The 21265-nt window shown below is 65.4% G+C and carries 24 protein-coding genes; 13 read left to right on the forward strand and 11 right to left on the reverse strand.

What is annotated here, in order from left to right; genetic code table 11:
• Positions 1-91 precede the first annotated feature (91 nt).
• The gene (locus tag U5A52_RS10440; RefSeq protein ID WP_321907938.1) at positions 92-1441 is read left to right on the forward strand and encodes an ATP-binding protein; all 1350 of its coding nucleotides are present in this window, start codon (positions 92-94) and stop codon (positions 1439-1441) included.
• Positions 1442-1475: 34 nt separating this feature from the next.
• Here U5A52_RS10440 and U5A52_RS10445 read toward each other — a convergent pair whose 3' ends face one another.
• Positions 1476-1841 (reverse strand): hypothetical protein, encoded by a 366-nt coding sequence (locus U5A52_RS10445; protein WP_110383838.1) that lies wholly within the window; start codon positions 1839-1841, stop codon positions 1476-1478.
• A gap of 371 nt (positions 1842-2212) precedes the next feature.
• Between U5A52_RS10445 and U5A52_RS10450 the strand changes: the two genes are divergently transcribed.
• The 3 genes from U5A52_RS10450 to U5A52_RS10460 are packed head-to-tail and all read left to right on the forward strand — an operon-like array spanning position 2213 to position 3464.
• Positions 2213-2596 carry a GFA family protein gene (locus U5A52_RS10450; RefSeq protein ID WP_321907936.1) on the forward strand — a complete coding sequence of 128 codons (384 nt, stop codon included), beginning with the start codon at positions 2213-2215 and terminating at the stop codon, positions 2594-2596.
• Complete coding sequence (locus U5A52_RS10455) at positions 2593-2724, forward strand: hypothetical protein (RefSeq protein ID WP_321907934.1); 132 nt, start codon at positions 2593-2595, stop codon at positions 2722-2724. The genes U5A52_RS10450 and U5A52_RS10455 overlap by 4 nt, the downstream gene beginning before the upstream one ends.
• A complete protein-coding gene (locus U5A52_RS10460) occupies positions 2721-3464 on the forward strand; it encodes a response regulator (protein WP_321934703.1) in 744 nt (247 codons plus the stop codon). Before U5A52_RS10455 ends, U5A52_RS10460 begins: the two co-directional genes overlap by 4 nt.
• A 14-nt stretch (positions 3465-3478) precedes the next feature.
• Here U5A52_RS10460 and U5A52_RS10465 read toward each other — a convergent pair whose 3' ends face one another.
• From U5A52_RS10465 to U5A52_RS10485, 5 genes are all read right to left on the reverse strand, one after another.
• A complete protein-coding gene (locus U5A52_RS10465; protein ID WP_321934704.1) occupies positions 3479-4399 on the reverse strand; it encodes an alpha/beta hydrolase in 921 nt (306 codons plus the stop codon).
• A 77-nt stretch (positions 4400-4476) separates the two neighbouring features.
• Positions 4477-5034 carry a TetR/AcrR family transcriptional regulator gene (locus U5A52_RS10470; protein ID WP_321907928.1) on the reverse strand — a complete coding sequence of 186 codons (558 nt, stop codon included), beginning with the start codon at positions 5032-5034 and terminating at the stop codon, positions 4477-4479.
• A gap of 120 nt (positions 5035-5154) precedes the next feature.
• Positions 5155-7209: an elongation factor G gene (gene fusA, locus U5A52_RS10475; RefSeq protein ID WP_321907927.1), complete on the reverse strand. Its 2055-nt coding sequence runs from the start codon at positions 7207-7209 to the stop codon at positions 5155-5157.
• A gap of 185 nt (positions 7210-7394) precedes the next feature.
• The gene (locus U5A52_RS10480) at positions 7395-8168 is read right to left on the reverse strand and encodes a slipin family protein (RefSeq protein WP_321912074.1); all 774 of its coding nucleotides are present in this window, start codon (positions 8166-8168) and stop codon (positions 7395-7397) included.
• Entirely contained in the window at positions 8165-9721 is a 1557-nt protein-coding gene (locus U5A52_RS10485) for a nodulation protein NfeD (protein WP_321934705.1), read from the reverse strand. Before U5A52_RS10485 ends, U5A52_RS10480 begins: the two co-directional genes overlap by 4 nt.
• A gap of 268 nt (positions 9722-9989) precedes the next feature.
• On the opposite strand from U5A52_RS10485, the gene U5A52_RS10490 reads away from it, so the two are divergent.
• The 4 genes from U5A52_RS10490 to U5A52_RS10505 are packed head-to-tail and all read left to right on the forward strand — an operon-like array spanning position 9990 to position 14722.
• A complete protein-coding gene (locus U5A52_RS10490; protein WP_321912071.1) occupies positions 9990-11939 on the forward strand; it encodes an arylsulfatase in 1950 nt (649 codons plus the stop codon).
• 10 nt (positions 11940-11949) lie between these two features.
• Positions 11950-12996: a formylglycine-generating enzyme family protein gene (locus U5A52_RS10495; protein WP_321934706.1), complete on the forward strand. Its 1047-nt coding sequence runs from the start codon at positions 11950-11952 to the stop codon at positions 12994-12996.
• Entirely contained in the window at positions 12993-13784 is a 792-nt protein-coding gene (locus tag U5A52_RS10500; protein WP_415773735.1) for a MetQ/NlpA family lipoprotein, read from the forward strand. Before U5A52_RS10495 ends, U5A52_RS10500 begins: the two co-directional genes overlap by 4 nt.
• Positions 13778-14722: a YkgJ family cysteine cluster protein gene (locus U5A52_RS10505; RefSeq protein WP_321934707.1), complete on the forward strand. Its 945-nt coding sequence runs from the start codon at positions 13778-13780 to the stop codon at positions 14720-14722. The genes U5A52_RS10500 and U5A52_RS10505 overlap by 7 nt, the downstream gene beginning before the upstream one ends.
• 82 nt (positions 14723-14804) lie before the next feature.
• Here the strand turns inward: U5A52_RS10505 and U5A52_RS10510 are convergent, their stop codons facing one another.
• The gene (locus tag U5A52_RS10510; RefSeq protein ID WP_321912067.1) at positions 14805-14930 is read right to left on the reverse strand and encodes a hypothetical protein; all 126 of its coding nucleotides are present in this window, start codon (positions 14928-14930) and stop codon (positions 14805-14807) included.
• Between the two features lie 322 nt (positions 14931-15252).
• On the opposite strand from U5A52_RS10510, the gene U5A52_RS10515 reads away from it, so the two are divergent.
• Both U5A52_RS10515 and U5A52_RS10520 read left to right on the forward strand, forming a co-directional pair.
• Positions 15253-15615 (forward strand): DUF4148 domain-containing protein, encoded by a 363-nt coding sequence (locus tag U5A52_RS10515; protein ID WP_321934708.1) that lies wholly within the window; start codon positions 15253-15255, stop codon positions 15613-15615.
• Between the two features lie 235 nt (positions 15616-15850).
• Complete coding sequence (locus tag U5A52_RS10520) at positions 15851-16885, forward strand: 2-hydroxyacid dehydrogenase (protein WP_321912063.1); 1035 nt, start codon at positions 15851-15853, stop codon at positions 16883-16885.
• Between the two features lie 91 nt (positions 16886-16976).
• On the opposite strand, the gene U5A52_RS10525 is transcribed toward U5A52_RS10520, so the two are convergent.
• Both U5A52_RS10525 and U5A52_RS10530 read right to left on the reverse strand, forming a co-directional pair.
• Positions 16977-17399 carry an organic hydroperoxide resistance protein gene (locus U5A52_RS10525; RefSeq protein ID WP_321934709.1) on the reverse strand — a complete coding sequence of 141 codons (423 nt, stop codon included), beginning with the start codon at positions 17397-17399 and terminating at the stop codon, positions 16977-16979.
• 40 nt (positions 17400-17439) lie between these two features.
• Positions 17440-17688 (reverse strand): DUF4148 domain-containing protein, encoded by a 249-nt coding sequence (locus U5A52_RS10530; protein ID WP_321934710.1) that lies wholly within the window; start codon positions 17686-17688, stop codon positions 17440-17442.
• A 408-nt stretch (positions 17689-18096) separates the two neighbouring features.
• On the opposite strand from U5A52_RS10530, the gene U5A52_RS10535 reads away from it, so the two are divergent.
• From U5A52_RS10535 to U5A52_RS10545, 3 genes are all read left to right on the forward strand, one after another.
• Entirely contained in the window at positions 18097-19140 is a 1044-nt protein-coding gene (locus tag U5A52_RS10535) for an alpha/beta hydrolase (protein ID WP_321934711.1), read from the forward strand.
• Between the two features lie 12 nt (positions 19141-19152).
• Positions 19153-19704, forward strand: a complete 552-nt coding sequence (locus tag U5A52_RS10540; RefSeq protein WP_321912056.1) for a cytochrome P460 family protein — start codon at positions 19153-19155, stop codon at positions 19702-19704.
• 75 nt (positions 19705-19779) lie between these two features.
• Positions 19780-20187 (forward strand): GFA family protein, encoded by a 408-nt coding sequence (locus U5A52_RS10545; protein ID WP_321912054.1) that lies wholly within the window; start codon positions 19780-19782, stop codon positions 20185-20187.
• Between the two features lie 6 nt (positions 20188-20193).
• On the opposite strand, the gene U5A52_RS10550 is transcribed toward U5A52_RS10545, so the two are convergent.
• Positions 20194-20604, reverse strand: coding sequence for a GFA family protein (locus tag U5A52_RS10550; RefSeq protein WP_321912052.1), 411 nt, complete (start codon positions 20602-20604; stop codon positions 20194-20196).
• Between the two features lie 84 nt (positions 20605-20688).
• Complete coding sequence (locus tag U5A52_RS10555) at positions 20689-21252, reverse strand: thioredoxin family protein (RefSeq protein ID WP_321912050.1); 564 nt, start codon at positions 21250-21252, stop codon at positions 20689-20691.
• Positions 21253-21265 lie beyond the last annotated feature (13 nt).

Below are 21265 nucleotides of genomic sequence, written 5' to 3' on the forward strand. Positions count from 1 at the left end.
TGTGTCCCGCGCCTGCGCCGATACAGTGAGATACAAAGCCGCGCGCGGCATGCGGTATAAACCCATCATTCCCTGCATACGGAGTCCGAACATGCAAGCCGCTGGTTTTGCGGGCGGGGCGGCGATGAGCGCGCTGCACTGGCCGCGCACGCTGTTCGCGCGCCTCGCCCTGATCCTTTGTGTCGGCCTCGCGCTCGCGCAGTTGCTGTCGTTCAAGCTCACGATGACCGAGCGAAACGACGCCACCGCGAACATGATGACCAATTACATCTCGCGTGAAGTCGCCATCTCCGTGGCGCTGCTCGACCATCTGCCCGCGGCCGAACGCGCGGCGTGGCTGCCGCAGCTCGCGCGGCGTACCTATAGCTTCATTCTCGGCCCCGGCACGCCAGGCGAGGCGCCCGACGCGAGCCGCTCGAAGGCCGTGGCGTCGGCCATTGCGGCGGGCATCGCCGACAAGTACGCGCTCACGACCAATTCGGTGCCCGGCGACGGCGAACGTCTGCAGATCCATCTGCGGCTTTCCGACGGCTCGCCGCTCACCATCGATTACCGCCCGGGCGCCGCGCTGCCCTTGTCGGGCTGGCTGCCGGCCGTGCTCGTCGCCCAGCTCGTCGTGCTGGCGGCATGCTGCTGGTTCGCGGTGCGCACGGCCACGCGGCCGCTGCACGAACTCGCACGCGTGGCCGATGCACTGGGTCCGGACCTGAAGGCGGAGCGGCTGGAGGAAGAAGGGCCTTCCGAAGTGGCGCGCGCGGCGCGCGCGTTCAACGCCATGCAGGAGCGCATTTCGGCGCACGTGGCCGAGCGCATGCAGATACTCGCGGCCATCTCGCACGATTTGCAGACGCCGATTACGCGCATGCGCCTGCGCGTGGACCAGATGGACGACAGCACGCAGGCGGAAAAGCTCGCGCAGGACCTGCACGAGATGGAGCAACTCGTGAAGGAGGGCGTGGCCTACGCGCGCACGCTGCATGGCACCGGTGAAGCGCCCGCCCGCGTCGATCTCGACGCGCTGCTCGACAGCCTCGTGTGCGACTACGTGGATGCGGGCTCGCCCGTGACCTTCGAGCGGCGTTTGAACGTGGCGATCGTCACGCGCGTGCAGGCGCTGCGCCGCATCGTCGGCAATCTTGTGGATAACGCGCTGAAGTACGGCAGCACGGCGGCCATTGAAGTGAGCGCGTCGCCGCGCGACAAGACTGTCACGATCTCGGTGCTCGACAGCGGCCCCGGCATTCCCGAAGAAGCGCTCGAAAAGGTGTTCGAGCCGTTCTACCGGCTCGAAACCTCGCGCAACCGGGGCACGGGCGGCACGGGTCTCGGCCTTGCGATCTCGCGCCAGCTTGCCGTGGCGATGGGCGCGCAGCTTACGCTGCGCAACCGGCCCGAAGGCGGGCTGGAAGGACGGCTCGTGCTTGGCGGCGCGGATGCGTGAAAGGCGGCGCGCCATGAGCGCGCGCCCATGTCGCTCACGCAAGCGGAATGAACACGTTGAACTGGCCTTCCTCGGGGTGGCGCGAGCGATGGCCCTTGCCCACGGTGTCTTCGCACAGCACGACCGTGCCCGGTTCGCAGTGGCGCGTGTCGCCGTCGCTCGTTTCGAACTCGACCCAGCCGGTCATCCAGATCACGAACTGACGAACCGGCGTGGTGTGCCAGTCCGCCTCCTTGAGACCGGCCGGCACCCAGCCAAAGCGCACCGCCTTCGCCTGCTCCCATGTCGAAAGATAAATGGGCGGGATGTTGGGAAAGAGCTCCAGCGGCGTGAGCGGGATATCGATGTCCTCGAAATGGGACTCACCCTGGGCGTCGGCGTAGATTCGCAGACATTTCATGGAGACCTCCTGGAGCCGTTCTATGAGTTTCGCTCGCTACAGCAAACGCGCATAAACAATGCCGGTTTGTTGCTCGACCGGCAGCGGTCATTGCCGGTCGCTTCAGGTCATGTCGGGTCGATGGGCGGCGCGCCGGATACGCGCTAGCGCACATTGTGGTCCCGAATCGGGTGGCGCGGTTGTGGGTTGTACGCGCCGTGTCGCGCGTTGTGCACTGCGATGTGCACTGCTTGTTGCACTGCGCTTTGAACTAATTTGCGAGCGCATTGCAATGTGTTGTGTCTGGCGGCGCGGTGGATACGGTGTGATACCGCGCCTCGCGCGCGCTGCGTTATCAATCAGCCAACGAAATCAATCGAGCGGAGGGCAATATGAGCACGTCGACCGGTACGACTCGCTGGACGGGGTCCTGTCATTGCGGTGCAGTAAAGTTCGAAGTCCACACGGCCATCGAGCCGGCGGGGCGCTGCAACTGCAGCCTGTGCCGCCGCAAGGGCGCGCTGATGAGCCCGATGTTCGAGGCTCGCGAACTGACGATCCTCGCGGGCGAAGACGCGCTCACGCTGTACCAGTTCAATACGCGCGTGGCGAAGCACTATTTCTGCAAGCACTGCGGCATTTATCCGTTTCACCAGACGCGAAGGGACCCGGCGCGCTGGCGCGTCAATCTCGGCTGCCTGGAAGGCGTGGACGTCTACGCGCTCGAAGCGTCGGTTGCCGACGGTGCGAGCCTTTCGGTCCTGGAGGACGCATGAAACGCCTGTTCGCGATCCTGTTCTTCGCGGCGAGCGGCCTGGCTGCGGAGATTGCCCATCCGGTGTACTGTTCGTGCATCGCGGAAACCCGTTCACGCCTCGCGCGCAAGGAGAAAAAGAACCCATGACGGAAAAGATCGATCACGTCCTGATCGTCGACGACGATCGCGGCATACGTGAACTGGTCGGGGCGTACCTCGAAAAGAACGGCATGCGCGTGTCGCTGGCCGCGAACGGCCGCGAGATGCGCACGGTGCTGGAGAGCGGCGCGCCCGACCTGATCGTGCTCGACCTCATGATGCCCGGCGACGACGGCCTCGTGCTGTGCCGCGAGCTGCGCGCGGGCAAGTTCCGCGCCGTGCCCGTGGTGATGCTCACCGCGCGCAATGAGGAGACGGATCGCATTGTCGGCCTCGAAATGGGCGCCGACGACTATCTGCCCAAGCCCTTTGCCGTGCGCGAACTGTTCGCGCGCATCCGCTCGGTGCTGCGCCGCACGCGCATGCTGCCGCCAGGCATGGAAGTGAGCGAATCGGCGCAACTGCTCGCGTTCGGCGACTGGCGGCTCGATACCACGGCGCGCCATCTGCTCGACGCCGAAGGCACGATCGTCGCGCTTAGCGGCGCGGAATACCGGCTGCTGCGCGTGTTCCTCGACCACCCGCAGCGCGTGCTCACGCGCGACCAGCTGCTGAGCCTCACGCAAGGCCGCCAGGCCGATGCGTTCGACCGCTCGATCGACCTGCTCGTGAGCCGGCTGCGCCAGCGCCTGCGCGACGAGGCGCGCGAGCCGCGTTACATCAAGACGCTGCGCAGCGAGGGGTATGTGTTTTCCTCGGCGGTGACCACGGTCGCGGCGCCGGAGTAAGGACGCGAGGAGCGTCAGGGTTGGCCGAAGAAACGCAGCAGTTCTTCGGCTACCGCTGCGGGCTGTTCCTCCGGCAAGAAGTGGCCGCAGTGGGCGATCGTCGCGCCTTGCACCTCATCGGCGTAATCGCGCAGCGGACTCGCCATATCCGCAATCGAGCCCTGATCGGCGCTCAGCGCGAGAACGGGCATCCGCAATTTGCCTCGCTTGCTCAACTCGCGGTTCTGGCGCGCTGAAATATGGGCCGCGCGGTAGTAGGCCAGTCCCGCGCGCAATCCGCCTTCCTTCGTGAACACGCGCAGATATTCGTCGATATCAGCCTCCGTGAAGGTGTGCGGATTGGCCGTCTTGCGGCGCAGAAACCAGTCCAGGTACGCGCGCTCCTTGCCCGCTATCAGCAACTCCGGCAGATCGGCAACTGCATGGAAGGCGAAGTGCCAGGTGCGCCACGCGCGCTCGGGCGCAACGGGCAGCGCATCCGGCAGTGTGATGCCGGGGATGCCGGCGTCGAGCAATGCGAGCTTCGACACTTCGTCGCCGAATAGGGCCGCGTAAGGATAAGCGACCCATGCGCCGACGTCGTGGGCGGCGAGATGGTGGCGGCGCGCTTCGAGCTTGCCGAGCAACGAATGCAGGGCAGTGGCGAGCGATTGTGTGTCGTAGCCGTCTTGCGGCCGGTCCGAGTCGCCCTGACCGGGCAGGTCGGGGACGATCACGCGGTAATTTTGCGCGAGGAGCGGCATGACCTTGCGCCATGCGAACCAGCTTTCCGGATAGCCGGCCAGCAGCACTACGGTTTCGCCATCCTCTTTTCCGCCGATGACGTAGTGCAGGCGCGTGCCTTCAACGGTTTCGAAGCGATGCGCGAAGCCGGGGAGGATGGGGTCGGGCAGCGAGGCCGAACCGTGGTCGATCATGCGGGAGGGCGTGCTCATGACGTGAAGCTCCTGTGGTTGCAGAAAAACGCAGACATAAATTGGAAATGATCATTTCCAAATTGGCCAAAAAAATTTCAACGCAGCAAACGCATGGCTTCTTCAGCCGCGGCTAGCATCTCGCGCTGTGTGCGCCCGGATTTGCCGATCAAACGAAAGCCGTGGAGCAGGGCGAGCAAGGTGCGCGCCATGGCCGGGACATGAATTTCCGGTGCAACGGAGCCGTCTTTCTGGCCTTGCTGGAGGAGTTCGCGCAGCATCTCTTCGGTACGCCGCATGGCGGCTTCGATGCGCGTGGCGATTTCGTCGTCGAAGGTGGCGAGCGCCGTGGCGCTTGAAACGACGAGACACCCGCGCCGGCCCTCGCTGCCATGCGACGATTCGGCGTAGAAAATGAAGATGACGCGAATCTTCTCGCTTGCTTTGGACTGCTTGTCGAGGCGATGGCGCAACTCGGCGTGGCGCGTGGTGACGTAGTGGTCGAACGCGGCGAGAAAGACGCCGCGCTTGTCGCCGAAGGCTTTGTAGAGGCTGCCAGCGGTCAGGCCCGTTGCTTCGCTGAGATCGCCGACCGACGTGGCGTGGTAGCCGCGCTCGCGAAACACGCGCACGGCGCCGTCCACGACGGTGTCCATGTCGAATTCGCGCGGGCGGCCTGGGCTGCGGGCCACGGGTTGGGATGGGTGCTCGGATGCCATGAGGGGGGATTATAGGAAATGTTCATTTCCTAATCAACTGCCTCATTCAAGACACCCTCACTCCACGCTCTCCCCCCGCCCCTTGTGCTGTGCCGCGAGCTTTTCCTGATGCGTCGGCGGCACCGGATCATAGTGGCTCAGCTGAATGCTGTAATTCCCATGCCCGCCCGCGAGCGAATTCAGCCGCGATTGATAGTCGTTAAGTTCGGCCAGCGGCACCTTCCCCGCAATGACCATGGCTTGCCCGCCCATCGTGCGCGTGCCGTGCACCTGCCCGCGCCGCGAGGAAAGATCGCCGATGATGTCGCCCATCGCGGCCTCGGGCGTCATCACCTCGATATCGACAATCGGTTCGAGCACGATAGGCTGCGCCTTCAAGACCGCATCGATAAACGCCTTGCGCCCCGCGGTAACGAACGCCACTTCCTTCGAATCGACCGGATGATGCTTGCCGTCATACACGATCACGCGCACGTCCTGCATGGGAAAACCGGCGAGCGGCCCGCTGTCGATCACCTGCAAGATGCCTTTTTCAACCGCTGGCATGAATTGCGAAGGAATCGCGCCGCCTTTCACGGCATCCACGAACTCGAAGCCCGCACCGCGCGGCAAGGGCTCGACGCGCAGCATGACCTCGCCGAACTGGCCCGCGCCGCCGGTCTGCTTCTTGTGGCGGCAATGTCCCTCGGCTTTGCCGCCTATCGTCTCGCGCCATGCGATCGTAGGCGGACGTGTTACGACTTCGAGTTTGTACTGATCGGTTAGCCGCTCCAGCATGTAGCGCAAATGCAGTTCGCCGAGCCCGCGTACAACGGTCTCGTTGGTGCCCTCGGGATGATCGATCTGCAGGCAAGGATCTTCCGCCGCGAGCTTTTGCAGCACTTCCCACACGCGCTGCTCGTTGCCCGGGCGCGCCGGCTCGATGGCGAGGCCGTAAATCGGATTCGGAAACGCAGGCGGCGTGAGGTGGATGTTGCCGTCTTCGGGGGCGTCGTGCAGCACGGCGTCGAAGCCGATATCGTCGGCCTTCGCCACGGCGCAGATATTGCCGGGCCCCGCGCGTTGGACCTCCGTATGCTCCTTGCCCTGCAGCATGAGCAAATGCGCCACCTTGAACGGCTGCCGCGCGTTGCCGATATAGAGCTGGCTGTCGCGCGTTACCGTGCCCTGATGAATGCGAAACACGGCCACCTTGCCGATATACGGGTCCATCACGATCTTGAACACATGCGCGAGCACGTGTTTATCGGCGTCCGGTTCGGCGCGCACGGGCTCCTTGCCTTCCTTGCCGTCCACCTCGCGGTAAAACAGCGGCGGATTGCCTTCGGTGACATTGGGCAAGAGCTTCACGAACACGTCGAGCAGCTGCGCGATGCCCGCGCCCGTCGCCGTAGAGGTAAAGCACACCGGCACGAGATGCCCTTCGCGCAACGCACGTTCGAACGGCGCGTGCAGTTGCTCGGGGCTGATGGCTTCGCCCTGTTCGAGGTACAGCTCCATCAACTCGGGATCGAGTTCGATCACCTGGTCGATGAGTGCATTGTGCGCGGCTTCCACCGAATAGAAATCGGCCTCGCCCGCGGGGTTGAAAAAGCAGTCCACCACTTCACGTCCGCCTTGTGCAGGCAGATTGATCGGCAAACACGTCTTGCCGAAGGTCTCCTGTATCTGCGCAAGCAGTCCAGGTAAATCGACCTTCTCCGCGTCGATGCCGTTCACGATGATCATCCGGCACAGCTTGCGTTGCTGCGCGTACGCCATCATGCGCGTCGTCGTCATTTCGATGCCGGTGCGCGCGTTGACGACGATGGCCGCCGTTTCCACCGCGGGCAGCGCGCTCATCGACATGCCGGCGAAGTCGGGGTAGCCGGGCGTGTCGAGCAGGTAGATGCGCGTGTCTTCGTGTTCGAAGTGCGCGATGGCGGAGTTGAGGGAGTGGTGATATTTGCGTTCGAGGGGATCGAAATCGCAGAGGGCGGTGCCGCGATTCACGCTGCCTGGCGCGTGCAGCGCGCCGCCCTGGTGCAGGAGCGCTTCGGCAAGCGAGGTCTTGCCGCAGCCGGCGTGGCCGACCAGAGCGATCGTGCGGATGGCTTCGGGACTGTAATCCATGGCCGCCGTCGTCCGTTAGTGGATGTTCGGCAATTATTGGCGATATTTCCGCGCTCTGCCAATCCCACGCGCAAAAGAAGCGTGCACGAACGCGCGCAGCGCGCTGGCCGGCTATTTTCGCTGCGCTGCAATATTCAGGTGAACTGGAGAAGACGCTGGATGCCTGAACTGAGGGGACGGATCACTCAAGGTCCGCGCGGCGGCCCGGCTCGGTCGATCAGCGCGTTGAGCAACTCGATCGGCAGCGGGAAGACGATGGTGGAATTCTTGTCGGCGGCGATCGTGGTAAGCGTCTGCAGATACCGCAGTTGCATGGCCTGCGGCTGCTGCGCGAGACATTGCGCGGCTTGCAGCAATTTTTCGGACGCCTGCAGTTCGCCTTCCGCGTGAATGACCTTTGCGCGGCGCTCGCGTTCGGCTTCGGCCTGGCGCGCGATCGCGCGGATCATCGTTTCGTTGAGGTCGACGTGCTTGATCTCGACGTTCGACACCTTGATGCCCCACGCGTCCGTTTGCGCATCGAGCACTTTCTGGATGTCCGCGTTCAGTTGCTCGCGCTCGGCGAGCAGGGCGTCGAGTTCGTGTTTGCCGAGCACGGCGCGCAGCGTGGTTTGCGCGAGCTGGCTCGTCGCCTCGACGTAGCGCGCGACCTGAATCACGGCCTTTTCCGGGTCCACCACCCGAAAATAGACCACGGCGTTCACCTTCACCGAAACGTTGTCGCGCGTGATGACGTCTTGCGAAGGCACGTCGAACACCACGGTGCGCAGGTCGATACGCACGGCCACCTGCACGACGGGAATGATGAGCACGAGGCCCGGCCCCTTGACCTTCCAGAAGCGTCCGAGCATGAACACGACGCCGCGTTCGTACTCCTTGAAGATGCGGATGGACGATAACGCGATCAGCACCACGAGCGCGATCAGTAGACCTGTGAAGCCGAACGTGAAGCCGATCATGAACGTTCTCCCTCGTTTTGTGCCTTGTCGTGTGCGTTGTCGTGCACCGCGCCGTGCAGCGGGGTGACGGTGAGCGTGAGTCCGCTGCGCGAGCTGACGCGCACGCGGCTGCCGGCGGCAAGCGGCGTGGCGCAGGCCACGCGCCAGCGCTCGCCGTGCACGCGGGCCCAGCCCGTGGACAATGCCGCGTGGCCGGGCCGCGATTCGGGATGCAAACCCTCGTCGATCACTTCGCCAACGGCGCCCACCATGGCCTCCGCGCCGGTCACCACGGGGCGCCGCCGCGCGCGCAGGGCCACGCTGGACACGGTGGCGACGAACGCCGCGCCGCCGAGTGCCAGGCCCGCAACGAGCGGCAGGGGGATGCCGTAGCCGGGCGCGCTGGTGTCCATCAGCATGAGCGCGCCGATGGCGAACGCCACGATGCCGCCAAAGCCGAGCACGCCAAACGTCGGCAAAAAAGCCTCCGCGATGAGGCACGCAAGCCCGAGCAGCACGAGCCCGAGGCCCGCGTAGTTCACGGGCAGCAGTTGCATGGCGAACAGACCCACGAGCAGGCAGATTGCCCCGGCCACGCCGGGCAGCACGAAGCCAGGGTTGGCGAACTCGAAGAAGAGCCCGTACACGCCGATGGTCAGCAGGATCAGCGCGACATTCGGGTCGGCGATGATCGCAAGAAAGCGGTTGCGCCAGTCCGGCGCGACGGCTTCCAGCGGCGCGTGCGCGGTGGCGAGGCGCAGCGTGCCGGCCGTGGTCGTGACGGTGCGGCCGTCGAGCTGGCGCGCGAGATCGGCGGGGTCCTGCGCGATCAGATCGATCACGTGCTGGTCGCGCGCCTCTTCGTCGGAGAGGCTCACGGCCTCGCGCACCGCGCGCTCGCCCCACGCCGCGTTGCGCCCGCGCAGTTGCGCCAGGCCGCGAATATAGGCGGCGGAGTCGTGCATGACCTTGCGGGCTTCCGTCGAGGCGTTGTCGTCGGCGCGCGGGGCCGAGGCGCCGGAGGCGGCTTCCGGAAAGCCTGCCGGGCCACCCATGGGCCCACCCGCGGGGCCACCGCCGCCGCCCACGCCAAGCTGCACCGGTGAAGCCGCGCCGAGATTGGTGCCCGGCGCCATGGCCGCGAAATGGCTTGCGTAGACGATATAGGTGCCCGCGCTCGCGGCGCGTGCGCCGCCGGGCGCGACGAACGCCGCGACCGGCACCGGGGAGGCCAGGATCGCCTTGATGATCTGCCGCATCGAGGTGTCGAGGCCGCCGGGCGTATCCAGTTCGAGGATCGCAAGCGGCGCGCGCTCGCTCGCGGCGCGCTCCAGCGAACGGACGATGAAATCGGCGCTGGCGGGTCCGATCGCACCGTTCACGGTCATCACCACGACGGGCGGACTGGCTGCAGCGAAGGCCGCCGGCAAAGCGATCCCAGCCGCCAGAGCGGCCCACGCGAGCAGCAAGGCGACGAACACAACGGCGCGAGCAAGCCGCGCTGTGAGCGGATGGTGCGGGTGAGCAGGCGGCGCGTCGTGCACCGCGACATGCGAGGGGCGATGGTCGCGCATCGGGCGTCCGGAGCATGGCGCACGCTGGCGCAGGTTCCGGTTCACAGATGGGGCAGGAGCCGATACCTCAAGATTAGGCGCTTTCCGCGCAAAGCGCGAACCGGCCCGAATGGCCGGAACGCGTGGTCGGCATGAACGGCCGCACTATGCGCCGAACGTTGCGCCGCACACTTATTCCACCGCTCCGAAAGCAATGGAGGAATCGAGATTTGGCGCACCGGGCTTCGTGGCTACCATTGCACTCCCTTACAAGCAGCGCACGAGAACAATGAAAAAAGCTCACCGGTCGACGCAAGTTCCCCGTATCCGCATCGCATGCGCCATGGTCGCCAGCGTCGTCGCGCTGGCCTCGTGCGGCGGCACGAACAGCAGCGGCTCGCCGGTGGCGAGCGCCGCCGTCACGCACAAGCAGCCCAACATCCTCTACATCATGGCGGACGATCTCGGCTACTCGGACATTCATGCGTTCGGCGGCGAGATCAACACGCCCAACCTCGACGCGCTCGTGCAGTCGGGCCGCATTCTCACGAACCATCACGCGGGCACGGTGTGCGCGATCACGCGCTCCATGCTGATTTCGGGCACCGACCATCACCTCGTGGGCGAGGGCACCATGGGCGTGCCTACCGACGAGCGGCGCGGCCTGCCCGGCTATGAAGGCTATCTCAACGACCGCGCCCTTTCGGTTGCGCAACTGCTCAAGGACGCCGGGTATCACACCTATATGGCGGGCAAGTGGCATCTCGGCTCCGGTATCGTTGGGAGTGCTACGGGTAGCGGGCAAACCCCCGACCAATGGGGCTTCGAGCACAGCTACGCGCTGCTGGGCGGCGCCGCGACCAATCACTTCGCGCACGAACTCGCGGGCTCGAAGAACTACACCGAAGACGGCCAGTACGTGCAGCCCGGTCAACCGGGGCAGCCCGGCGGATCAGGCGGCAGTCCTGCCGTGTTCTATTCCACGAACTTCTACACGCAGAAGCTCATCGCGTACATCGACTCGAACAAGGGCGACGGCAAGCCGTTCTTCGCCTACGCGGCCTATACGTCGCCGCATTGGCCGCTCCAGGTGCCGGACCCGTGGCTGCACAAATACGCGGGCGTGTACGACGCAGGCTACGACGCGATCCGCAACGCGCGCATTGCGCGGCAAAAAGCGCTCGGCCTGATTCCCGCCGACTTCACGCCGTTCGAAGGCTTGCCCGAAACGCTCACGCGTTCGCCCGCTACGACCAACAACGGCACGGCTAACGCGAAGTACATCAGCGCCGTGCATCCGGCGTCGGATGGGTACGTCGATTACGGCCAGGGCAACGTCGACAAGGCGTGGGCCAGCCTTTCCGCGGACGAGCGCAAGGCGCAGGCGCGCTACATGGAGATCTACGCGGGCATGGTCGAGAATCTCGACTACAACATCGGACTCCTGATCCAGCATTTGAAGGACATCGGCGAATACGACAATACGTTCATCATGTTCCAGTCCGATAACGGCGCGGAAGGCTGGCCGATCGACTCGGGCGCCGACCCCACCGCCACCGATACGGCGAACGCCCAGGAACCCGTGTATTCGTCGCTCGGGACCGACAACGGCTTGCAGAATGCGAAGCGCCTGCAGTATGGCCTGCGCTGGGCCGAAGTGAGCGCCACGCCGCTGCGGCTCACGAAGGGGTATTCGGCGGAGGGCGGCGTGTCGGTGCCGGCCATCGTTCATTTGCCGGGGCAGGCTACGCAGTTGCCGTCGCTCAGCATTTTCACGCACGTTACCGACGACACGGCCACCTTCCTCGACGTGGCCGGCGTGACGCCGCCGAGCCAGCCCGCGCCCGCGCTCATCAATGCGCTCACGGGCGTGGACCAGAACAAGGGCAAGGTGGTCTACAACAACCGCTATGTGTATCCGGTCACCGGAAAGTCGTTGCTTGCGCAACTGAATGGCAAGACGACTGCGGAAGCCCACACGGAAGCGTTCGGCGACGAAGCCTACGGCCGTGCGTATCTGCGCAGCGCGGATGGCCGCTGGAAGGCCTTGTGGACGGAGCCGCCGCTCGGACCCACGGACGGCCACTGGCAGCTCTATGACCTCACGAAGGACCGCGGCGAAACCACGGACGTCTCGACGCAGAATCCCTCGGTGATCCAGAGCCTCGTGAACCAGTGGAACACGTATATGAGCAACGTGGGCGGTGTCGAACCGTTGCGTCCGCAAGGTTATTACTAAGGGCGTGGCCATGCGGTATCGACTGACACTCGCGGCGCTGGCCGTGACGGTGTTCGCTGCGGCGTTCGCGGCATCGAGCGCCTCGACACTCACATCGTCCGGCGACGGCTTCGATTCGCTCAACCGCGGCCGCCCGCTCGCGCCGCTCGGCAACGAGCGTCAGTGCGAACGCTATTCGGGTCTGCCTGACAACTGGGGCAGCGACCGCAAGGCGGGCATGGTGCATCTTCAAGGCGGCTCGTTCGTGCTCGGCAGCACGGCGGGCTACCCGGACGAGCGTCCCGCGCCCGGCGGCGGCAAGACGCGCGTGGCGGGTTTCTGGATCGACCAGACCGACGTGACGGTGGCGCAGTTCGCCGCGTTCGTCGAAGCCACGCACTACGTGAGCGAAGCGGAGCAGCAGGGCGGTGCAGCGGTGTTTCGCGTGCCCACGGCCGAGCAGATGAATGCGCGCGATCTCGCCTGGTGGTCGTGGGTGCCGGGCGCGTCGTGGCGGCATCCGCAAGGGCCGGGCAGCGACGTGGAGGGCCGGGGCAACCTGCCCGTCACGCTCGTGACGCTACGCGACGCGCTCGCGTACGCGCACTGGCTGGGCCGCGATTTGCCGACGGAAGCCGAGTGGGAATACGCGGGCAAGGCGGGCCGCGAGGGCGCGGACCTCGACACCGCGCCCACCGACGCCAACGGCAAGCCCACGGCGAACTACTGGCAGGGCGTATTTCCGGTGCTCAACACCGCCGAGGACGGCCATGCCGGCCTCGCTCCCGTGGGCTGCTACGCGGCCAATGCGTTTCGCCTCTACGACATGATCGGCAATGCCTGGGAATGGACGCGCGATGCGTACACGGGCCCGCACCAGTCGCACACGAATGGCGACACGGCAGCGGTCGCGCCGGCGGGGCGGCGCCACGACACGCTCATGGTCATCAAGGGCGGCTCGTTCCTGTGCGCGCGCGACTATTGCGTGCGCTATCGGGCCTCGTCGCGGGAACAGCAGGAGGCCGATCTCGCGGCTTCGCATATTGGCTTTCGCACGATTTTGAGGGACGCGTCATGAACGCAAGCCGCTGGCCGCTGGCCGCATGGGTGCTTGCCGCGGCGCTGAGCGGCATGGCCCATGCGGCGCCTGATCCCGTTCGCGTGGGTGTGACGCGCGGCACGCACGCCGAGATCATGGGCGAGGTCCAACGCACGGCAGCGGCGCGCGGCCTGGCGCTCGACGTCGTCGTGTTCGACGACGCCGCGAAGATCGACGGCGCGCTGGCGGCGGGCCGTATCGACGCGGCGAGCTTCGAGGACGAAGCGGACCTGGCCGACGCGCGCCACGTGCATGGCTACGCGATCGCGGCCATTGCGCCCACGGTCGCGCTGCCGATGGCGCTGTATTCGCGCAAACTGCCGAGCCTCAGCCAACTGCGCCCCGGCTCGACAATCGCGATTCCCGACGACGCGCGCGGCATGGGCCGCGCGCTGATCCTGCTGCAGAACTACACGTTGGTGACGCTGCGCGACAGCGCCGGGCTGCACGCCACGACGGCGGATATCACGGGCAACCGGCTAAAACTTAAAGTCGTCCGCGTGCCGCACGCAAGCCTTGCGCATGCGCTCGACACGGCGGCCTTCGTGGCGATGGAAGTCGATGACGCGGCGCGCGCCGGGCTGCAGCCGGCGCGCGACAGCATCGGCATTGAAGACGCGCGCTCGCCTTACGCCGACGTGCTCGCTGTGCGCGACGCGGACCGGACGCAGCCCTGGGCGCGCGAACTGGTGGACGCGTACCACTCGAATGAGGTCGCGCATTTCATCCTCACGCGCTACCAGGACTCGGTGCGGCGGCCATGGTAGGTCACGATGCGGCGCACGGCATGGCGCACTACGCGCTCGCGTGCACGGCGTGCGGGAAGTGCTGCAACAGCCCGCCGTCGATGTCGCTGGCGGAATTGCTGCGGCATGGGGAGCGCTTTGTCGGGTGCCTTGCGATCGGGCGTCAGCCGGTGCGCCGCGCGGGCGAGCACCGGCTTGCCGCCGCCGACGCCGTGGCGATCGACGAACTCTCGCAGTCGCTTTTTCACCGCAGCGCGGCATTCGGCAGCGACTGGATCGTGCTGACGCTGCAGGGCTACGACTACCCGTCGCTCGGCCGTTGCGCGGCGCTGGCCGACGACGGGCGTTGCACGCTGCACGAAACCGGCAAGCCCGCAATGTGCGCAGCGGTGCCGCTCGATCCGCTATTGCCGGATCGTCTGCAAACGCGGGTGCTGGAAGGAAGGCGCGAAAGTGCGCAATGGCTCGGTGCGGATTGCATCCGTACGACGGCGACGGCGGGCGCCGCACCGCTGGTGCTCGAGGGGAAGGTGGCGGATGCCGAGGCGCTGGCGCGCTTTCGCGGTGCGCTGGCATTCGAGCGCGGCGTTTGGCGTGACGCCGTGTTCGCTTCGCTCCACGACGCGGCCGCGGACCTGCGCGGCGCGCTGGCCCGGCTTGGCGCGGGCGGGCATCTCACGGTTTCGCTCGTTCCGGCGCTCATGGCGGCGGCGCGTGTGTCGGCGCGCTGCCGCGAGCTTTGCGTCGCGTATATCGACAACCAGGTCGCGCTGATCGAGCGCACCGTGGAAGCGGCGCTAGCCCGGCGGCGTCTGGACGACCGGCCGGTTACGCGTGAACTGCGTAGCTTTGCGCAGGCCTACGCCGGCGCGCGCGAACTTCTGGTGGCGCCAGGATGGCGGCCCGATGCGGCGCGCGCGGATGCCCCCGAAATCGAGGCATGGCTGGGCGCCGCATAAACCCGACCGCGCTGTGCGGTCGCGTGTTGCTACTCGTCCCCCGTGTGCACGGGCAGGGACGCTTGCTGCAGTCAGGCGCGCATTAGTACCAGCGGCGCTGAGCTTCTGCGAGCAGTTCGCAGTATTCGAGGTGACGGTCCAGCGCTTCGGCGCCCAGACGACGCAGTGCAGCCAGGGCTTGAGCCAGCTTTTCGACGATTGCACCCATGATTTCCTCTTTGCTAGGGTTAGTGCCTAAGGGATAACCCTTATTATAGAGATCTCGGGACAGAATGCAAGGCTCAAGGGCGCTAAGTGTGCAGTGCAGCAACACTTTTGATTCGCCCCTTATTGGCGTGATACCGGGCAGTGCGCGGGCGGCGGGACGCCTTCTTGTATCGCACTGTGTCTGGCCGCCCGCGGGACAAGCGCGCTTGCAAAAACGGGCGCGCACGCAAACAAGCCAGATACATCGCGGCGTTCAAATGTCTCCTACGCAAGGTTGATACACAACAGTGCGCAACCACTCAGCCAACGTCAGGAGAAACACCATGAAGCTCGCTCAATCGCTCGCCGCCGCCGCTCTTGCTGCCCTCGTTGCCGTTCCCGCGCTCTCGTTCGCACAGTCGAGCCAGCCGATCACCCGCGCCGAAGTGAAGGCCGAACTCGTGCAACTCCAGAAGGCGGGCTACAACCCTGCCAGCGACGACACGCAGTACCCCGCGAACCTGCAAGCCGCGCTCTCGCGCGTGAGTGCAGAGAACGGCGCAGCGGCGTCGGCATTCGGCGGGGCAGTTGAAGGCGGCTCCGCAGCAGGCAGCCGCACGCACGCTCGCGCCGTATCGAAGGTCTCCGGTGCGAATGCGGCGGACCAGGATGTCGTTGGCCTCGAACCGATCTACGCTCACTCGTAATGCGCGCGGCACCATGCCGCGAAGTTCGCCGCACTTCGGCAAGCTTCGCGGCTTTGCCGCGTCCATGCCTCGCCCGCCTGTTGCCGCTTCTTCCCGATCGCTCGCCTTCCTGCTGATACCATGTGCCAGCGTGCCCACGCGGCACGCGCGAACGTTACGCGTTCGAGTTCAAGACGCATCCCCGCGCGTCAACGCGCAATGCGCGCCTACCCCCCGAAGCTCGCACGAGGTCAACATGCCGGGAACCCAGCTCCCCACTTCCGCTCGCCCACGCATGATCCTGTTCAGCGCGCGCCAGTACGACGTCGATACGTTTGCCGAGGCGAACGCCGCTTTCCAGTATGAGTTGCACTTCCAGGAATCGCACCTCGACGCCGAGACCGCCGTGCTCGCCGACGGCTACGACGTGGTGTGTCCGTTCGTGAACGACACGGTCGACGCCGCCACGCTCGAGCGCCTTCATCAGGGCGGCACGCGGCTCGTGGCGCTGCGCTCGGCCGGCTTCAATCACGTCGATCTCGCAGCGGCGCAGCGTCTTGGCATCACCGTCGCGAGAGTGCCCGCGTATTCGCCGCATGCGGTGGCCGAGCACGCCGTCGGGCTGATCCTCGCGCTGAACCGCAAGCTGCCGCGCGCCGTGTCGCGCACGCGCGAAGGTGACTTCTCGCTCGCGGGGCTGCTCGGTTTCGATCTGCATGGGAAGACGGCCGGCGTGGTCGGCACGGGCATTATCGGCCGGTGTTTTGCGCGCATCATGGCGGGCTTCGGCATGCAGGTGCTCGCCCATGACCCGGGCACGCCCGCCGCCGACCTGCTCGCGCTCGGCGTGCGTTATGTGCCGCTCGATACGCTGCTTGCGCAGTCGGACGTGGTGAGTCTGCATTGCCCGCTCGTGCCAGCCACGCGTCATTTGATCGACCGCCACGCGCTCGCGAAGATGAAGCGCGGCGCCATGCTCATCAACACCGGGCGCGGCGGGCTCGTGGAAAGCAGCGCGCTCGTGGATGCGCTCAAGAGCGGCCAGCTCGGACACCTCGGCCTCGACGTGTACGAGGAAGAAGGCGGCCTGTTCTTCGAGGACCATTCGGATGCGCCGCTGCAGGACGACGTGCTCGCGCGTCTCCTGATGTTTCCGAACGTGATCGTCACGTCGCACCAGGCGTTCTTCACGCGCGAGGCGATGAGCGAGATTGCGCAAACGACACTGCGCAACGTGGAAGCCTGGCGTAACGGCACGCCGGGCAATCTCGTGGATGCGCGGCACGGCTAAAGCGCAACGCACACAGCAACACGCAAAAGCAAAGCGGGGCGCGCACAACGCGCCCCGCTTTTTGCTTTCTACGCTTTCTACCGCTACGCGATCACGCCTCGACGACTGCGAGCGTAACGTCGATGTTGCCGCGCGTCGCCTTCGAATACGGGCAGATCTGATGGGCCGTTTCGACGATGCGCTGCGCCAGCTCGCGATCCACGCCCGGCAGCGTCACGTTCAAGCGGCCGCGCAGCTTGAAGGCGTCGTCGGTGTTGATGAGGTCGATCTCGGCGTCGACCGCCACGTCGCGCGGCAGCGTCGTGCCGAGCTTCGTGGCGGCGCGGCCCATCGCGCCGATGAAGCACGCCGACCAGCCCGCCGCGAACATCTGCTCCGGGTTCGTGCCCGGCGCGCTCGAACCGGGCGGCGAGAGCTTCACGTCCAGACGTCCGTCTTCGCTGCGGGCTGCGCCGTCGCGGCCGCCGGTGGTGTGGGTCTTGCCGGTGTACAGCACTTTTTCTGCCTGAGTCATGGTGTGTATCTCCTGAAATGGGCTTCGTGATGGCAATGATTTAGCTGCCGCGATACAGCTGCTGGATGGCGGCGAGCTGGCCGTCGTGCTGCGCCTGGATCAGTTCCTGGCGAACCTGTGCACGCGTGAGCTTCGCGTTCGCCGCATTGCTGGCGGGCGTCCATGCCTGGCTTTGCGCAACCGTGGATTGTGCTGCGCTCGACTGAGCGGGCATGGCGGCGAACACCGGCGTGGCGGCGAGGACTGCGGCGCTGGCGGCAAAGGCGAGGGCGAGCTTCGATGCGTTCATGACTTTCTCCTGGGATGGGTTGGGAAATCCGTCCGGTCATCAGCAAGTTCCGGCGTTGATGCATTACAACCGCCGGACGTATCTGCCGTGTTTCATGAACGCCGCGTTTTGCAAGGGTATGTATCTCGTCCAGGCGCTTATACATTGCGATACAAACCCGCCGTTCGTTCAACCTCGCGCTCTCCGCGACCGATCCCGCCACGCCGACATTTTTTGATTCGTTGTGTGTCCACGCTCGCAACAGACACATTGGGATACATGGCGCTTTTCCTGCTCGGATATAAATTCACCGGGGCGTTTTGCCTGCCGCCGCGAGCGCGATCGACCGATCTGCTGCCGTGGGCTCAATCAACGAGGCCAAGCCGTTCGGGCGCGGCCTGCATGCATGCACATCAAGGAGAAGTGGTCATGTCAGATCCCGTCAACGTCCGTCGCCGTCGTCTTCTCGGCACGTCGCTTGCCGGCCTCACGCTCGCGGACTTCGCATTCGGCGGTCTCGCGCACGCACAGTCGGCTGGCGGTACGGAAGGCAACACGCGCACGGGCAACGGCGTGTCGTTCGGCCCGATCAAGCAGATCAACGCGGGCCTGCTCAATGTGGGCTACGCCGAAGCGGGACCGAAGAACGGCCCGGTGGTGATCCTGCTGCACGGCTGGCCGTACGACATCCATAGCTATGTCGAGGTCGCGCCGATGCTGGCCGCTTCGGGCTACCGCGTGATCGTGCCGTATCTGCGCGGCTACGGCAGCACGCGCATTGTCTCGGACGAGACGCCGCGCAACGGCCAGCAGGCCGTCACCGCTGTCGATCTTGTTGCGTTCATGGATGCCCTGAAGATCGATCAGGCCGTTCTGGGCGGCTACGACTGGGGCGCGCGCACGGCGAACATCGTCGCGGCGCTGTGGCCAGAGCGCGTGAAGGGTCTCGTCTCGGTCAGCGGCTATCTGATCGGCAGCCAGGAGGCGAACCGCAAGCCGCTGCCGCCGCAAGCCGAGCTGCAGTGGTGGTACCAGTTCTACTTCTCGACCGAGCGTGGCGCGCAGGGCTATGCCTCGAATCGCGACGCGTTCAACAAGTTGATCTGGCAACTTGCCTCGCCGAAGTGGAACTTCGACGACGCGACCTACGAGCGCAGTGCAGCGTCGTTCCAGAATCCCGACCACGTGGCCATCGTGATCTCCAACTACCGCTGGCGCCTCGGGCTCGTGCAGGGCGAAGCGAAGTACGACAGCCTCGAACAGCGTCTCGCCGCCGCACCGGCCATTACCGTGCCGACCATCACGCTCGAAGGCGACGCCAACGGCGCGCCGCATCCCGCGCCGGCCGCCTATGCGAAGAAGTTCACGGGCAAGTACCTGCACCGCACGATCGACGGCGGCATTGGCCACAATCTCCCGCAGGAAGCGCCCAAGGAGTTCGCGCAGGCCATTCTGCAAGTCACGCATCTGTGATCGGAGGCCGCGATGCAAATACGTTTTTTCAGGCGTCGCGCGCTCCTCGCGGGCGCGCTGCTCGCGAGTCTGACGCAAGGTCACGCCGCATGGGCGCAGCAAGGCGCGCAAGCGCAGCCGCAAGCACGATCGCAGGCGCCGGGCCACGCGGCTTCGCCGATCTACGGCGTGACGATTCCACCCGGCTACCGCAAGTGGGAAATGATCGCCCCGGCGGAGGAGGCCGCGCCGCTCGACGAACTGCGCGTGGTGCTCGGCAATCCGGTGGCGATCAAGGCCATCGAGAATGCGACGCTGCCATATCCGGACGGCACGATCCTCGTGAAGCTTGCGTACAAGCGTAAGCAGTCCGATGATTTCGCAACCGCCACGGTGCCGGGCCAGCCCACGACCGTGCAGGTCATGGTGAAGGACTCGCGCCGCTATGCGTCCACGGGCGGCTGGGGGTACGGGCGTTTCGTGAACGGCGTGCCTGCCGACCTGGCGCAGCATCAAACCTGTTTTGCGTGCCACGCTTCGAAGGTGAAGGATCGCGACTACGTGTTTACGCGCTTTGCGCCTTGATGGGAGGCACGGGTGCTAGCCGCGCATTCGGTGACATAATCCGCAGTTGTCGCCAAACCGATCGGGAGCGCCCTCATGCAGCGGACATACCGTGGAAGTTGCCATTGCCAGTCGATAAAGTTCGAAGCCCTGATCGATTTCAGCAAGGGCACGGGAAAATGCAACTGCAGCTTCTGTGGAAAACTCCGGCTCTGGCTGGTGCAGGTCCGCCCGGAAGACTTTGTTCTACTTTCCGGCGCAAGCGAACTCACGCACTACGAAGGGAAAAACCCGGTCGCCCATCATCCGTTTTGCAAACACTGCGGCGTGCACGTATTCGACCGCATCGACATGCCCAACGGCACGGGCTATCCGTACATCAACGTGAATATCATGTGTATCGACGACTTCGACCTGAACGAAGCGTTGAATGCACCGATCTCCTACGCCAATGGTCTCGCGAACGATTGGGGCAATCCGCCTCCGGAAACGCGGCATCTTTGAATCGCCTCAGGGCGCGCGTCCCGAATATTGAGCGATGCCGGGCTCGCGGGCATCGAGCTGATGTCGTTCGGACGTGAACTGAACGAATTCGGCATGGAACCGTGAAGGGTCGTCGAGCGTTCCCGCGTAGATCGTCACGATATCCGGCGCATGCTGGGGCGTGCCAAAGAGCAGGCTGCCGCAACGTGCGCACGAATTACGCGTGGTCGGCATGCCGCTGCCGCCGGTTATCGTGTAAGACCGGATTTCGCCGTCGAACGAGAATTCGCCCGCGCTCACGACGACGACAGGCAAGCCGCCCGACCCTGAAGCGCGCTGGCAATCGCGGCAGTGACAAATGAGTTGCGTCAGCGCGGCGCCGCGCGCGTGGTATTGCACCGCGCCACACAGGCAGCGGCCTTTCCAGGCATTCGACATTGGCCTTTTTCCTTTTTCGGGTTTGCGCCCAATATCGCATGGTACGCGCGCCGCCCCGTAACCCGGAGCAGCGGCGCCAGTCGATCATCCTTGCTTGCCCTGGATGCCCAGCAGATCGCGAATCTTCTGCTCGGTCTGCGCGTAATCCCCTTCGCCGAAGTGCGTATAAACGAGCTTGCCGTTCTGGTCGATCAGATACACCGCCGGCCAGTACTGGTTGCCGTAGGCATTCCACGTCGCGTAACCGTTGTCCTGCGCAACCGGGTACGTAATGCCGTAGCGCTTGATCGCCTTTTTCAGGTTGTCGGTGTCGCGCTCGAACGAATACTCGGGCGTGTGCACGCCGACCACCACCAGACCCTTGTCGCGATAGCGCGCGTCCAGCTCCTTGATGTGCGGGATGGTGTGCGCGCAGTTGATGCAGTCGAAGGTCCAGAAGTCGACGAGCACGACCTTGCCGTGCAACTGCTTGAGGTCGAGCGGCGGGCTGTTGAGCCAGTTGTTGATGCCGGTAAAGTTGGGCGCCTGCGCGCCGGTTTGCAGCGCGGCCGAGCCGAGCGAAGGTTCCTCGCTGGAGGCGTAGGCGGCGAGCCCGGCGCTAGCGGCGAGGCCGATGGCGACAGCGGCAATCTTGAGACGAGAGATCATGAGGGTTCTCCTT

Source organism: Paraburkholderia sp. J8-2 (assembly GCF_905220195.1).
Classification (GTDB): Bacteria; Pseudomonadota; Gammaproteobacteria; order Burkholderiales; family Burkholderiaceae; genus Paraburkholderia.

Excerpts from the sequence above, each read along its gene's own strand:
- U5A52_RS10440 (WP_321907938.1), top strand. The coding sequence starts at position 92 with ATGCAAGCCGCTGGTTTTGCGGGCGGGGCGGCGATGAGCGCGCTGCAC.
- U5A52_RS10445 (WP_110383838.1), bottom strand. The coding sequence starts at position 1,841 with ATGAAATGTCTGCGAATCTACGCCGACGCCCAGGGTGAGTCCCATTTC.
- U5A52_RS10450 (WP_321907936.1), top strand. The coding sequence starts at position 2,213 with ATGAGCACGTCGACCGGTACGACTCGCTGGACGGGGTCCTGTCATTGC.
- U5A52_RS10455 (WP_321907934.1), top strand. The coding sequence starts at position 2,593 with ATGAAACGCCTGTTCGCGATCCTGTTCTTCGCGGCGAGCGGCCTGGCT.
- U5A52_RS10460 (WP_321934703.1), top strand. The coding sequence starts at position 2,721 with ATGACGGAAAAGATCGATCACGTCCTGATCGTCGACGACGATCGCGGC.
- U5A52_RS10465 (WP_321934704.1), bottom strand. The coding sequence starts at position 4,399 with ATGAGCACGCCCTCCCGCATGATCGACCACGGTTCGGCCTCGCTGCCC.
- U5A52_RS10470 (WP_321907928.1), bottom strand. The coding sequence starts at position 5,034 with ATGGACACCGTCGTGGACGGCGCCGTGCGCGTGTTTCGCGAGCGCGGC.
- fusA (WP_321907927.1), bottom strand. The coding sequence starts at position 7,209 with ATGGATTACAGTCCCGAAGCCATCCGCACGATCGCTCTGGTCGGCCAC.
- U5A52_RS10480 (WP_321912074.1), bottom strand. The coding sequence starts at position 8,168 with ATGATCGGCTTCACGTTCGGCTTCACAGGTCTACTGATCGCGCTCGTG.
- U5A52_RS10485 (WP_321934705.1), bottom strand. The coding sequence starts at position 9,721 with ATGCGCGACCATCGCCCCTCGCATGTCGCGGTGCACGACGCGCCGCCT.
- U5A52_RS10490 (WP_321912071.1), top strand. The coding sequence starts at position 9,990 with ATGAAAAAAGCTCACCGGTCGACGCAAGTTCCCCGTATCCGCATCGCA.
- U5A52_RS10495 (WP_321934706.1), top strand. The coding sequence starts at position 11,950 with ATGCGGTATCGACTGACACTCGCGGCGCTGGCCGTGACGGTGTTCGCT.
- U5A52_RS10500 (WP_415773735.1), top strand. The coding sequence starts at position 12,993 with ATGAACGCAAGCCGCTGGCCGCTGGCCGCATGGGTGCTTGCCGCGGCG.
- U5A52_RS10505 (WP_321934707.1), top strand. The coding sequence starts at position 13,778 with ATGGTAGGTCACGATGCGGCGCACGGCATGGCGCACTACGCGCTCGCG.
- U5A52_RS10510 (WP_321912067.1), bottom strand. The coding sequence starts at position 14,930 with ATGGGTGCAATCGTCGAAAAGCTGGCTCAAGCCCTGGCTGCACTGCGT.
- U5A52_RS10515 (WP_321934708.1), top strand. The coding sequence starts at position 15,253 with ATGAAGCTCGCTCAATCGCTCGCCGCCGCCGCTCTTGCTGCCCTCGTT.
- U5A52_RS10520 (WP_321912063.1), top strand. The coding sequence starts at position 15,851 with ATGCCGGGAACCCAGCTCCCCACTTCCGCTCGCCCACGCATGATCCTG.
- U5A52_RS10525 (WP_321934709.1), bottom strand. The coding sequence starts at position 17,399 with ATGACTCAGGCAGAAAAAGTGCTGTACACCGGCAAGACCCACACCACC.
- U5A52_RS10530 (WP_321934710.1), bottom strand. The coding sequence starts at position 17,688 with ATGAACGCATCGAAGCTCGCCCTCGCCTTTGCCGCCAGCGCCGCAGTC.
- U5A52_RS10535 (WP_321934711.1), top strand. The coding sequence starts at position 18,097 with ATGTCAGATCCCGTCAACGTCCGTCGCCGTCGTCTTCTCGGCACGTCG.
- U5A52_RS10540 (WP_321912056.1), top strand. The coding sequence starts at position 19,153 with ATGCAAATACGTTTTTTCAGGCGTCGCGCGCTCCTCGCGGGCGCGCTG.
- U5A52_RS10545 (WP_321912054.1), top strand. The coding sequence starts at position 19,780 with ATGCAGCGGACATACCGTGGAAGTTGCCATTGCCAGTCGATAAAGTTC.
- U5A52_RS10550 (WP_321912052.1), bottom strand. The coding sequence starts at position 20,604 with ATGTCGAATGCCTGGAAAGGCCGCTGCCTGTGTGGCGCGGTGCAATAC.
- U5A52_RS10555 (WP_321912050.1), bottom strand. The coding sequence starts at position 21,252 with ATGATCTCTCGTCTCAAGATTGCCGCTGTCGCCATCGGCCTCGCCGCT.